A 12672-nucleotide genomic window follows, 5' to 3' on the forward strand; every position below is an offset into this window, starting at 1 on the left:
GCCACCACGCGCCGGCCCGAGGCTGAAGGAGAAGCGAGATGAAGAAGCTGCTCAACGCCGTCGACGACGCCGTGCGTGAGTCGCTCGTGGGGTTCGGTGCGGCGCACGAGGAGCTCGTGCGCGTGCACCTCGACCCGATGTACGTGACCCGCGCGCAGCCGCTGCTGCGCGGAACCGTCGCGGTCGTGTCGGGGGGTGGCTCGGGACACGAGCCGCTGCACACCGGCCTCGTGGGAGAGGGCATGCTCGCCGCCGCGGTGCCCGGCGAGATGTTCACCTCGCCCACGCCCGACCAGATCGCCGCCGCGTATCAGGCAGCCGATGCGGGCGGGGGCGTGCTCGCGATCGTGAAGAACTACACCGGCGACGTGCTCAACTTCGAGACGGCGGCGGAGCTCACCGACGGCCTCGACGTCGAGCAGGTGCTCGTGAACGACGACGTCGCGGTCGAGGACTCGCTGTTCACGGCCGGCCGTCGCGGGGTCGCGGGCACGCTCCTCGTGGAGAAGGTCGCCGGGGCCGCGGCCGAGCGTGGGGACGACCTCGCGGCCGTCGCCGAGGTCGCCCGCCGCGCGGCGGGTGCGGTGCGCTCGATGGGCGTCGCGCTGCGCGCGCCCGTCGTGCCGCACACGGGCCGCGCGAGCTTCGACCTCACCGACGAGGAGGTCGAGATCGGCATCGGGATCCATGGCGAACCTGGTCGCCACCGGGAGCCGTTCACGGGCGCGGACGCGATCACCGCGGCGCTCCTCGACGCCGTCACGGACGACCTCCGCCTGGCGTCGGGGGAGTCCGTGTTGCTGTTCGTTAACGGTATGGGCGCGACCCCGCTGTCGGAGCTCTACGTCGTCTATGGTCGGGCGAGGACGATGCTCGCGGAGCGCGGCGTGCAGGTGGCCCGCTCCCTGGTGGGCAGCTACGTGACGTCGTTGGACATGCAAGGGGCATCGATCACCGTCATGCGACTCGACGAGGAGCTGACGAGCCTGTGGGACGCACCCGTGCACACCGCCGCTCTGCGCTGGTGAGCACCCGCTGAGGAGGAACCGCACACGATGACGCTGGACGTCGAGTGGGCCCGTCGTTGGGTCGCCCTGGCCGCGCAGGCCATCACGGAGGCCAAGGACGAGCTGGTCGAGCTGGACCGCGAGATCGGGGACGGTGACCACGGCGTCAACCTCGACCGCGGCTTCGCTGCCGTCGCCGCGAAGATCGAGGGGATGGATCGTCCCGCGACCGTCGGAGAGATCCTGACCACGGTGGCGACGACCCTGATGTCCTCGGTCGGTGGCGCGTCCGGCCCCCTCTACGGCACCGCGTTCCTGCGCGCCGGCAAGGTGTCCGGCCTCGCCGAGCTCGGCCCGGACGCCGTCGTCGCGCTCCTCGAGGGGGCGCTCGAGGGCATCACGTCGCGCGGGCGGGCCGGGGTGGGGGAGAAGACCATGGTCGACGCGTGGGCACCCGCGGTCGAGGCCGCGGTGCGGTCCGCCGGGGCCGGGGACGAGCCCGCCGCAGTGCTCCGGGCGGCCGCCGACGCGGCCGCGGACGGCGCGCGCTCGACCATCCCCCTGGTGGCGTCGAAGGGCCGCGCGAGCTACCTCGGGGAGCGGAGCGCCGGCCACATGGATCCCGGGGCGCGTTCCTCCGCGATCCTCCTCGACGCGGCGGCACGGGCGGCAGCGTGACCGATCCCGGCGTCGCGCTCGTCCTCGTCTCGCACTCCGCCCAGCTCGCGGCGGGTGTGGCCGAGCTCGCGCTGCAGATGGCGCCCGGCGTCGCGATCCACGCCGTCGGGGGCCTGCCGGACGGCTCGCTCGGCACGGACTTCGCGGCGGTGGACGCGGCGCTGCGCGCCGGCGCGCAGGCGCTCCGCGGCGCGGTGGTGCTCACCGACCTGGGGTCCGCCGTCCTCACCGTGGAGGCCGCGCTCGAGCTGGCCGACGACGACGTCCGCGCGCGCGTCCACCTCGCGGACGCGCCGCTGGTCGAGGGCGCGGTCGCGGCAGCCGTCGTCGCGCACGGGGGAGGCACGGCGTCCGAGGTCCTCGACGCGGCCGAGCACGCAGGGTCGACGTTCGCGGACCGGGCGGGCCGTACCCTGGCGGTGCGCGGCTGGGACTCCGCCGCAGACGAGGAGGACGCCGTGAGCACCGTCGCCCGCGAGGTCATGGTCCGCAACCCGATGGGTCTGCACGCGCGGCCGGCCGCGATCCTGGCGCGCATGGTCGCGCGCCTCGACGCCGCCGTCCGCATCCAGGGCGTCAACGCCGCGAGCGTGCTCGAGCTCATGAAGCTCGGGGTCCTGGGCGGAGCGACTGTGCGCGTCGAGGCGGACGGCCCGGCGGCCGCGGAGGCCGTCACCGCGGTGGTTGAGGCGATCGAGGGCGGCTTCGGTGAAGTGTGACGCGCAAGACATGCACGCTGCGCAATTTTGCATTGACTGAAAAACTACTTGCTGTGTAGGTTTCCGGGGTGACCGACGAGACCTCCAGCCCCGGGCTGCGCGAGCGCAAGAAGGCCGCGCGCCGCGAGGCGCTCATCAGCGCGAGCCACGAGCTCGTAGCCGAGCACGGCCTGGACCACGTCACCGTCGAGATGATCTGTGAGCGCGTCGGCGTCTCCAGCCGCACGTTCTTCAACTACTTCGAGTCGAAGGTCGACGCGGTGCTCGCCATCGGGCCGTGGGCGCTCGACGACGCGGCCGTCGCCGCGTTCGTCGACGGGGGACCCACCGGCAACGAGCTCGACGACTGCGCCTACCTCGTCACCCAGCTCCTCGCGGACCCCCCGGTCGCGCACGAGCGGCTGCACACGATCATGGAGCTCGCCCGGCGCGAGCCGAGCCTGATCGCGCGGCAGATGGCGTGGTTCGAAGACCACCGCACGACCATGGAGCGCCTCGTCGCGCGACGCGCCGGCGTCGAGGAGCCAGGTCCCCGCGAGGCGCTCACCCACGAGCTCCTCGGCCTGCTCTTGCGTTCGACGTACCGGCACTGGGAGTCCAGCGGCTGCGCCGACGACCCCGTGCGCCACCTGCCCGGCGTCGTCGACGACCTGCGCTCCCTCACCCGCTGACCGACGCAGCCGCGTCGAGCACCAGCCCCCCGCCGTCACCCGCCCCCACCCCCGCGCCCCCACGACGCCCCGAGAACCAGGACATCCCATGGCCACAGCACCAGCCGCGACGGCACCCGACCGTCCGATCGTCGTCCTCGACAAGAGGTCCATCCGCCTGATCTTCGGGGCGCTGCTCGCCTCGATGTTCCTGTCCTCGCTCGACCAGTCGATCCTCGGCACCGCGATGCCCACGATCGTCGGCGAGCTCAACGGCGTCGAGCACCAGGGCTGGCTGATCACCGCCTACATCCTGGCCATCGCGATCGTCATGCCCCTGTACGGCAAGTTCGGTGACCTGTGGGGCCGCCGGTGGCTGTTCCTGTTCGCGATCGGCGTGTTCACGCTCGCGTCCGCCGGGGCCGGCTTCTCGCAGAGCTTCGGTGAGCTGGTCGCGTGGCGCGGCGTGCAGGGCCTGGGCGGCGGTGGGCTGATGATCCTGTCGCAGGCGATCATCGCGGACATCATCCCGGCCAAGGACCGCGGCAAGTACATGGGCCCGATGGGCGCGCTGTTCGGCATCGCCGCCGTCGTCGGGCCCCTGCTCGGCGGACTCTTCACGGACCACGCGGACTGGCGCTGGGCGTTCTGGATCAACATTCCGATCGGTGCCGCGGCGTTCTTCGTCGCCTGGAAGACGCTGAAGCTGCCGAGCCACCGGTCGAACCGCCCCATCGACTGGATGGGCATCTGGACCCTCGTCGTGGCGACCTCCAGCCTCGTGCTGCTGGCGACGTGGGAGAGCTGGAGCGGGCAGCGCGATTACGACTTCTCCGATACGGGGCTCCTCGCTCTGACGATCACGTTCGTCCTCGCGACGGGACTGTTCGTCTGGGCGGAGCGCCGCGCGGTCGAGCCCATGATCCCGCTGCACCTGTTCCGCAACCCGACGTTCACCATCTCGACCGCCGTCGGCCTCGTCATCGGCATGGGCATGTTCTCGGCGCTGTCCTTCCTGCCGACCTTCCTGCAGATGTCCTCGGGCGTCGGGGTCACCGAGTCCGGCTACCTCCTGCTCCCGATGACCGCCGGCGTGATGCTCACGGCGATCGGCTCGGGCATCTGGATCACCCGGACCGGCCGCTACAAGAAGTTCCCCGTCATCGGCATGGCCATCACGACGGCGTCGCTGGTCGCGCTCACCCAGATCAAGGGCGACACCTCGCTCGTGACGATCTCGGTCATGCTGTTCATCCTCGGCGCCGGGCTGGGGCTCGTGATGCAGACCATCGTGCTCGCCGTACAGAACGCCGTGGACCCGCACGAGATCGGCACCGCGACCAGCTCGAACAACTTCTTCCGGGAGATCGGCGCGGCCGTGGGCGTCGCGGTGTTCTCCACCGTCTTCACGGGCCGGCTCGTGGACCAGCTCGCGAAGCTGCCCGAGACCGTGCCGCTCGAGCAGCTGGCTGGGTTCGACCCGACCGCGCTGACGCCGGGCGTGGTCCAGGGCTACCCGACCGAGCTGCGCGAGGGCATCATCGCCGCGTACGCGGACGCGCTCGCGCCGTCGTTCTGGTACCTGGTGCCGATCGTCGCGGTCGGGTTCGTGCTCACCCTCTTCCTGCGTGAGGTCAAGCTCTCGCACGAGGCGGGCATGATCGCCCGGGGCGAGGCCGTCATGGCGGACGAGACCGAGAACGTATCCTCGGGCGTGTGACGACCGAACCGCAGCCCCCCAGCGCCGCCGACGACGCGCACGACGACCTCGTCGTCCGGCCCAAGAAGTCCGCCAAGGTGCTGTTCACCTCGACGATCCTCGTGCTCGAGTCCTTCGTCATGGTGTTCGCGACGCTCGCGCTCTACGGGCTGCGGACCGTCCCGGACGTCGCACCGTCGTTGCCCCCGGGCCTCATCTGGGGCCTCGGGGGCACGATGGTCGTCGTCCTGCTCGTCCTGAGCCGCCTCGTCGGGCGCCCGGGCGGATACCTCGCCGGGTCGCTCGCGCAGCTGCCCGTCGTCGCGGCAGGGTTCGTGGTGCCCATGATGTTCGTGGTCGCGGCGATCTTCGTCGTGCTCTGGGTGGTCTCGCTCCGACTCGGCGCCCGCGTCGACCGGGAGCGCGCCGCGTACGACGCGGCGCACCCCGGCGAGATCCCGCCGCTCAGTCCGCCGCGCGCGCACTGACGTGGTCGGGTCGAGACGCGGAGCGACCGCGCACCGATAGGGTGTGGCGCATGAGTGAAGCAGCAGCGCAGCGCACCCTTGTCCTGGTCAAGCCCGACGGCGTGGGGCGCGGCCTCACCGGAGAGGTGCTCCGCCGGATCGAGGCGAAGGGCTACCGGTTGGTTGCCCTCGACATGCGCGAGGCCACCACCGAGCTCCTGGAGCAGCACTACGCCGAGCACCTCGGCAAGCCGTTCTACGGCCCCCTCGTCGAGTTCATGATGTCGGGCCCGGTCGTGGCCCTGGTCGTCGAGGGCCACGAGGTCATCGCCGGATTCCGGTCCCTCGCCGGCACGACGGACCCCACGAGCGCCGCGCCCGGCACGATCCGCGGCGACCTCGGGCGCGCCTGGGGGACCGCGGTCGTGCAGAACCTCGTCCACGGCTCCGACTCCCCGGAGTCCGCTGCACGTGAGATCGGCCTGTGGTTCCCGGCGCTGTGACGCGCGGTCGCCTCGCGGCCGGCCGCTGAGGCGCGGCCGTGCACCTCAAGACCCTCACGCTGCGCGGGTTCAAGTCGTTCGCCTCGGCGACGACGCTGCACCTCGAGCCCGGGGTGACCTGCGTCGTCGGGCCCAACGGCTCCGGCAAGTCGAACGTGGTCGACGCGCTCGCGTGGGTGATGGGGGAGCAGGGCGCCAAGTCCCTGCGGGGCGGCAAGATGGAGGACGTCATCTTCGCGGGCACCTCCGGCCGGCCGCCCCTCGGGCGGGCCGAGGTCTCGCTGACGATCGACAACGCGGACGGCGCGCTGCCGATCGACTACGCCGAGGTCACGATCTCGCGGACCCTGTTCCGCTCCGGCGGCTCCGAGTACGCCATCAACGGGGCGTCGTGCCGCCTCCTCGACATCCAGGAGCTGTTGTCGGACACGGGCCTGGGCCGCGAGATGCACGTCATCGTCGGCCAGGGACAGCTCGACGCGGTGCTGCGGGCGACCCCGGAGGAGCGACGAGGGTTCATCGAGGAGGCAGCCGGCGTCCTCAAGCACCGGCGGCGCAAGGAGAAGGCGCTGCGCAAGCTCGAGTCGATGCAGGCCAACCTCACGCGCCTGACCGACCTGACCAGCGAGATCCGCCGCCAGCTCGGGCCGCTGGGCAGGCAGGCGGAGGTGGCGCGGCGAGCCCAGACCGTCCAGAGCGACGTTCGCGACGCACGCGCCCGTCTGCTCGCAGACGACCTGGCGCAGCTGACTGCGACGCTCGAGCAGGAGCAGGCGGACGAGTCCGCGCTGCGGGCCCAGCAGGCCGAGGTCGAGCAGAGCCTCGCTCAGGCTCGCGCGGCGTCGTCGGCCCTCGAGGAGGAGGCCGCCCTCGCGGCACCACGCCTGTCCGCGATCGCCGAGACGTGGTACCAGCTGTCCTCGCTGCGCGAGCGGCTGCGGGGCACGCTCACCCTCGCGCAGGAGCGGGTGCGCCTGCTCGGGAGTCCTGAGGTCGTCGAGCAGGGGCCGGACCCGTCGGGCCTCGAGCAGCAGGCGGCGCGGGTGCGCGCGACCGAGGCCGAGCTGCTCGCGGACATCGAGGGTGCTCGGGCCGCCCTGGAGGGTGCGGTCACCTTCCGCGCCCAGGCCGAGGAGCAGGCCGCGGACGCCGAGCGCGCGGTCGCGACGCTGTTGCGCGGGGCCGCCGACCGCCGCGAGGGGCTGGCACGACTCGCCGGCCAGGTCGCGGCTCGGCGGTCGCGTGTCGAGGCCACCGAGGCCGAGGTCGGGCGGCTGCGGGAGAGCATGACGCAGGCGCAGTCCCGGGGGGCCGAGGCCGAGGCGTCCTTCGTCGCGCTCGAGGCGGAGGTCGCCGGCGTCGAGGAGGGCGAGCTCGGGCTCGATGCGGCGCACGAGGAGGCATCGGGCGCTCTGGAGGATGCGCAAGCGCGTCGTGCCGCGCTGCGCGAGGAGCAGCGGGCCGTGGCGCAGGAGCACTCGACCCTCGCCGCGCGCGTCGAGACGCTCGATCTCAGCCTGAGCCGCAAGGACGCCGTCGGCGCCGTCCTCGCGGCCGATCTCCCCGGTGTGCGCGGTTCGCTCGCTGCGCTCGTCACGATCACGGCGGGGTACGAGGACGCCGTCGCTGCGGTCCTGGGGCAGGTCGCCGAGGCGCTCGTGGTGGAGTCGCTCGGCGCGGCCGTCGACGTCGTCCGGTGGCTGCGGACCGACGACGCCGGGCGGGCCACGCTGCTCGTCGAGGGCACCGCCGACGTCCCCGCCGGGGGCGATCCGCCGGAAGGCGCGACCTGGGGACGCGACGTCGTGTCGACCGGCCCGGCGCTCGCGGGTGCGCTCGGGCACGTGCTGCGGGGCGTCGTCGTCGTCGAGGACCTCGCGACGGCGCGCGCGACCGCACGCCAGCACCCGGAGCTGACGGCGGTGACGCGCGCGGGAGACGTGCTGGGCGCGGCGCTCGCGTCCGGCGGCTCTGCGGCGGCGCCGAGCGTGCTCCACCTCCAGGCCGCGCTCGACGAAGCCCGCGCCGGGGCAGCGCGGGCTGAGTCTCGCGCCGCCGAGCTGCTCGGCCTGCTCGCCGCCGCCGAGCAGGCCGAGTCCGATGCGCGGTCCCGCTACGACCAGACGCTCGCGCGACTGAACGAGTCCGACGCCGCGCTCGCCGCCGTCGCCGAGCAGCTCGGGCACCTGGGCTCGGTCGCGCGCGCCGCGTCCGCCGAGGTCGAGCGCAGCCGGGCGCAGGTCGAGCGGGCCGAGCAGACGCTCGGCGCGGACCGCGTCGAGCTTGCGAACCTCACCGCGCGCCTCGAGGTGGCCCAGCGTGAGCCCGCCGACTCGGAGGACGCCGTGGCGCAGGCGACGGCCCGGCGTGACGAGCTCGCCGGGCTCGCCGCCCAGGCCCGTGCCCGGGAGACCGAGGCCCGCCTCGAGCTGCGCACGGGCGAGGAGCGCGCCCGTGCGCTGGCTGGGCGGGCGCAGTCGCTCGAGCGCGCCGCCGCCGCGGAGCGTGAGGCTCAGGAGCGAGCGCGCCGCCGCGCGATCGTCCGAGCCCGGCGGGCCGCCCGTGCCCACGCTGTCGAGGCGGGGGCCGCCCGAGCGCTGTCAGCCCTCGAGCGCTCGCTGATGGCTGCGGGCCAGGAGCGGGAACGCGCGGAGGCCGCGCGCGCGGAGCGCGACCAGCAGATCACCGCCGCCCGCGCCGACGTCGATCGCCTGGCTGCGGCGCTGCGCGAGCTGACCGACGTCGCGCACCGGGACGAGGTCGCCCGGGCGCAGCAACAGCTGCGGCTCGAGCAGCTCGAGGCCCGCTGCGTCGAGCAGGTGGGCATCGCCCCGGACACGCTCCTCGAGGAGTTCGGGCCGCACGTCCCCGTGCCCGGACCCGACCCTGACGCCCCGACCGTCCCGTACGTCCGTGCCGAGCAGGAGAAGCGGCTGCGCAGCGCCGAGCGTGCGCTCGCGCAGCTGGGGCGCGTCAACCCGCTCGCGCTCGAGGAGTTCGCGGCGCTCGAGGAGCGCCACACCTTCCTGACGGAGCAGCTCGCCGACCTGAAGAAGTCTCGCTCCGACCTGCTCGACATCGTCAAGGACATCGACGAGCGGGTCGAGCGCGTGTTTACCGAGGCCTTCCGGGACACCGAGGCGCAGTTCGCCGACGTCTTCCCCCGACTGTTCCCCGGCGGTGAGGGTCGGCTGGTCCTGACCGACCCGTCAGACATGCTCGCCACGGGGATCGAGGTCGAGGCGCGTCCGGCGGGCAAGAAGGTCAAGCGCCTGTCGCTGCTCTCCGGCGGGGAGCGCTCCTTGACCGCGATCGCGCTGCTCGTGTCGATCTTCAAGGCGCGCCCGAGCCCGTTCTACGTCATGGACGAGGTCGAGGCCGCCCTCGACGACGTCAACCTCGGGCGCCTGCTGGAGATCTTCACCGAGCTGCAGCGCGACTCCCAGCTCATCGTCATCACCCACCAGAAGCGCACGATGGAGATCGCCGACGCGCTCTACGGCGTCACCATGCGCGGCGACGGCATCACCACTGTGATCAGCCAGCGACTGCGTGCCGAGTGACCGCGCGCCGTGCGGTGAAGATCATGTGGTGAAACGCGGCGGACCTGCTCGGTGCCCGCGCGGCCACGCCGAAGTCATCCCACAATGAGACCGTGATCGACTACCTCCTCTGGCTGGCCCTGGCACTGGGCGCTGCGTGCGCCGTCTTCTACGTCGCGCTCCGCAGCGCGTCCGACGCGCCGGACATCCCGCACGGGATCCGGGGGTTCGTGGCCGACGTCCGCGCCGGCCTGCGTGACCGCGGCCGCGCTCCCGCCGAGACCGAGTCCCAGGTCTCGACGCTCGAGGACTTCCTCACCGCGGCGTCCCAGCCCGGTCAGGCGTACCTGGGACCGGACGAGGTCGCCTCGCTCCTCGAGAAGCGACCCGAGCGGCGGTAGTCCCGGCACGCGCCCGGTTGCACGGCCCGGAGCCCCGTGAGGGGATGGTCGACAGACCACTACCGGGAGGTTCGATTTTGCGCGCCCTGTCCCAGCGGATCCACGACGCCCTCGGTCTGCGCACCGGCCCCGTCATCTTCATGACGTCGGCGTTCGTGACGATCCTCTTCGTGCTGCTGACCGTGCTGTTCACCGAGCAGGTGGACGCGTTCTTCGCCGGAGCGACGGGCTGGATCCTCGACAACCTCGGCTGGTTCTACATCCTGGGCGTCACGGTCTTCCTGATCTTCCTGCTCTACATGGCGGTGAGCCGGTTCGGTCGGGTGCGGCTCGGCCCCGAGGAGGAGGGTCCGGAACACTCCGGGCTGAGCTGGTTCGGCATGCTCTTCGCCGCCGGCATCGGCACGATCCTGATGTTCTGGGGGGTGGCGGAGCCCATCAACCACCTCGCGAACCCGCCCATGCAGGACGTCGAGCCGGGCAGCGCCGCGGCGTTCGAGGAGGCCATGGCCTTCACGCTGTACCACTTCGGGCTGCACACCTGGACGATCTTCACGCTGCCGGCGCTGGCATTCGCGTACTTCATGTACAAGCGCAACCTCCCACCCCGGGTCAGCTCGATCTTCCACCCGCTGCTGGGTGACCGGATCCACGGCCCGCTCGGCGCGGTCATCGACATCACGGCGATCGTCGGGACCATGTTCGGGGTCGCGGTCTCCGTGGGGCTCGGGACGCTGCAGATCAACAGCGGCCTCGCCACGCTGTTCGGGATCGAGGAGGGGCGCCTCGTCCAGATCCTGATCATCGCCGCGGTGTCCGCCGTGGCGATCACCTCGGTGGCGGTCGGCCTGGACCGCGGCATCAAGCGGCTGTCGAACTTCAACATCATCGTCGCGGTCGCGCTGCTGTGCTTCGTCGTCGTCACGGGGCCCACGCTGATGCTGCTCAAGGGCACGATCGAGAGCGCCGGCAGCTACCTGGCGTGGTTGCCCGAGCTCGCGTTCTGGAACGACACGATGAACGACAGCGGCTGGCAGAACTCCTGGACCGTCTTCTACTGGGCCTGGACCATCACGTGGTCGCCGTTCGTGGGCATCTTCATCGCGCGCATCTCCCGGGGCCGCAGCATCCGGCAGTTCATCGTCGGGGTCCTGGCGGTGCCGGTGACCTTCAGCGCGATCTGGTTCGGCGTGTTCGGCTGGGCGTCCTTCGACATCGAGCGGCGCGAGCCCGGTGCGCTCACGGGGCCGGTGGTCGAGCAGGGCGACATCCCCGGGGCGCTTTTCCAGTTCCTCGAGCACTTCCCTTGGACCACCGTGATCTCGGTCGTGGCGATCCTGCTGGTCATCGTCTTCTTCACGACGTCGGTCGACTCTGCGGCGCTCGTCATGGACACGATCGCCAACGGGCACGAGGACCCGGCTCCCACCCGCCAGCGCGTGTTCTGGGCGGTGTGCGTCGCCGCCGTGGCCGGCACCCTGCTCGGCGCGACCGGGGCGGGAGGGCTCGAGGCCCTGCAGCAGGTGATCATCGTCGTCGGTCTGCCGTTCTTCGTCATGGGATACGTGATGATCTACTCCCTCCTGCGCGCCCTGAAGGAGGATGCGGGCGAGCGCCCGCCGCTGCGGACCAAGCGGTGGCGCAAGGTGCTCCCACCGGAGGAGGCCGAGCGTCGCGAAGCCGAAGCCGCGGATTCCGCCGCGCCCGCACCTGCGTCGAACCAGGTTCACCCGGAGTGACCGTGCGGGGCGCGCGCGCCCCCGGTGCCTGGTGAGAGACTGCTCTGCGTGGAAGATCTCAACTGGCTCTGGATCCTGCTGCCCGTCGTCGCCGTGGTCGGAGGCGCGGGCCTGCTCGTGCCTCGGCGCGGACGCAAGTCCGCCCCGCCGGCGCCCCCGACCGCCCCGACCGCGGTCGAGACGCCCGTCGCACCCGCCCCTGCCGGGGCGCCGGTCGACACAGCACCGGCGCCCGCCGCGCCCGCGCTCGACGTCCCGGAACCCGTCTCGGGCCGCATGGTGCGGCTGCGCAGCCGGCTCGCACGTTCGGGCTCGCCGCTCGGCGCCAAGCTCCTCGCCGTCCTCTCGCGCGACTCGCTGACCGAGGACGACTGGGACGAGATCGAGGAGACGCTGCTGCTCGCCGACGTCGGCGCTGGGCCGACGAGCGAGCTGCTCGACGCCCTGCGCACGCGCGTGCGCGTCGAAGGCGTGCAGGGGACGACCGCGGTGCGTGCGCTCCTGCGCGAGGAGCTCCTCCGGCTGGTCGACCCCACCATGGACCGGTCGCTCGCGACGGCCCCGACCGACACGGACGGCGGCCCCGTCCCCGCGGTCGTGCTCGTCGTCGGCGTGAACGGGACGGGCAAGACGACGACCGTGGGCAAGCTCGCGCGCGTGCTCGTGGCGGACGGGTCGTCGGTGGTGCTCGGCGCCGCGGACACGTTCCGTGCGGCCGCCGCCGACCAGCTCTCGACGTGGGGCCGGCGCGTGGGCGTGCCGACGGTGCGTTCGGACCGCGAGGGTGCGGACCCCGCCGCCGTGGCGTTCGACGCGGTCCGTCAGGGCCGTACCACGGGCGCCGACGTCGTCCTCGTGGACACGGCCGGCCGCCTGCAGAACAAGGCGGGACTCATGGACGAGCTCGGCAAGATCACCCGGGTCATCACCAAGGAGGCCCCCCTGTCGGAGGTGCTGCTGGTCCTCGACGCCACGACCGGGCAGAACGGTCTCAACCAGGCCCGTGTCTTCGGTGAGGTGGCCGGCGTCACCGGGATCGTCCTGACGAAGCTCGACGGAACCGCCAAGGGCGGGATCGTCGTCGCGGTCCAGCGCGAGCTCGGGGTGCCCGTGAAGCTCATCGGCCTGGGCGAGGGACCGGACGACCTCGCCCCCTTCGACGCCGAGCAGTTCGTCGACGGTCTGCTCGGTTCCTGACCACCCACCGAGACACAGGGGTCGTGGAAACACGACGTTTACCTGGTGGCGCGTGAAGTCCCACGTTCGT

At 72.4% G+C, this 12672-nt stretch carries 11 protein-coding genes; all 11 read left to right on the plus strand.

The annotated features are described in order from the left end of the window. The first annotated feature begins 38 nt into the window (after window positions 1-38). Window positions 39-1028: a dihydroxyacetone kinase subunit DhaK gene (gene dhaK / locus BMZ30_RS04190; RefSeq protein WP_093375305.1), complete on the plus strand. Its 990-nt coding sequence runs from the start codon at window positions 39-41 to the stop codon at window positions 1026-1028. A gap of 27 nt (window positions 1029-1055) precedes the next feature. Continuing rightward, window positions 1056-1685, plus strand: a complete 630-nt coding sequence (dhaL, locus tag BMZ30_RS04195) for a dihydroxyacetone kinase subunit DhaL (protein WP_093375307.1) — start codon at window positions 1056-1058, stop codon at window positions 1683-1685. Next, on the plus strand, window positions 1682-2404 hold the full coding sequence (gene dhaM, locus BMZ30_RS04200) for a dihydroxyacetone kinase phosphoryl donor subunit DhaM (RefSeq protein ID WP_229828257.1): 723 nt from the start codon (window positions 1682-1684) through the stop codon (window positions 2402-2404). Before dhaL ends, dhaM begins: the two co-directional genes overlap by 4 nt. Before the next feature lie 68 nt (window positions 2405-2472). Continuing rightward, window positions 2473-3075, plus strand: coding sequence for a TetR/AcrR family transcriptional regulator (locus BMZ30_RS04205; protein WP_093375309.1), 603 nt, complete (start codon window positions 2473-2475; stop codon window positions 3073-3075). An 88-nt stretch (window positions 3076-3163) separates the two neighbouring features. Continuing rightward, window positions 3164-4774 carry an MDR family MFS transporter gene (locus BMZ30_RS04210; protein WP_093375311.1) on the plus strand — a complete coding sequence of 537 codons (1611 nt, stop codon included), beginning with the start codon at window positions 3164-3166 and terminating at the stop codon, window positions 4772-4774. After that, complete coding sequence (locus tag BMZ30_RS04215) at window positions 4771-5241, plus strand: DUF4233 domain-containing protein (protein ID WP_229828255.1); 471 nt, start codon at window positions 4771-4773, stop codon at window positions 5239-5241. The genes BMZ30_RS04210 and BMZ30_RS04215 overlap by 4 nt, the downstream gene beginning before the upstream one ends. A gap of 50 nt (window positions 5242-5291) precedes the next feature. Beyond that, on the plus strand, window positions 5292-5723 hold the full coding sequence (gene ndk / locus BMZ30_RS04220) for a nucleoside-diphosphate kinase (protein WP_093375313.1): 432 nt from the start codon (window positions 5292-5294) through the stop codon (window positions 5721-5723). A gap of 38 nt (window positions 5724-5761) precedes the next feature. Next, window positions 5762-9286 carry a chromosome segregation protein SMC gene (gene smc / locus BMZ30_RS04225; protein WP_093375316.1) on the plus strand — a complete coding sequence of 1175 codons (3525 nt, stop codon included), beginning with the start codon at window positions 5762-5764 and terminating at the stop codon, window positions 9284-9286. A gap of 92 nt (window positions 9287-9378) precedes the next feature. After that, a complete protein-coding gene (locus BMZ30_RS04230; protein ID WP_093375318.1) occupies window positions 9379-9666 on the plus strand; it encodes a hypothetical protein in 288 nt (95 codons plus the stop codon). 86 nt (window positions 9667-9752) lie between these two features. Next, window positions 9753-11405, plus strand: coding sequence for a BCCT family transporter (locus BMZ30_RS04235; protein WP_093375769.1), 1653 nt, complete (start codon window positions 9753-9755; stop codon window positions 11403-11405). A gap of 48 nt (window positions 11406-11453) precedes the next feature. Further along, window positions 11454-12602, plus strand: coding sequence for a signal recognition particle-docking protein FtsY (ftsY, locus tag BMZ30_RS04240; RefSeq protein ID WP_093375319.1), 1149 nt, complete (start codon window positions 11454-11456; stop codon window positions 12600-12602). The last annotated feature ends 70 nt before the right edge of the window (window positions 12603-12672 follow it).

This window comes from Flavimobilis marinus, from assembly GCF_900113055.1.
Taxonomy (GTDB): domain Bacteria; phylum Actinomycetota; class Actinomycetes; order Actinomycetales; family Cellulomonadaceae; genus Flavimobilis; species Flavimobilis marinus.

Coding starts and splice junctions, on each gene's coding strand:
- dhaL (WP_093375307.1), top strand. CDS start 1,056: ATGACGCTGGACGTCGAGTGGGCCCGTCGTTGGGTCGCCCTGGCCGCG.
- ndk (WP_093375313.1), top strand. CDS start 5,292: ATGAGTGAAGCAGCAGCGCAGCGCACCCTTGTCCTGGTCAAGCCCGAC.
- BMZ30_RS04210 (WP_093375311.1), top strand. CDS start 3,164: ATGGCCACAGCACCAGCCGCGACGGCACCCGACCGTCCGATCGTCGTC.
- dhaK (WP_093375305.1), top strand. CDS start 39: ATGAAGAAGCTGCTCAACGCCGTCGACGACGCCGTGCGTGAGTCGCTC.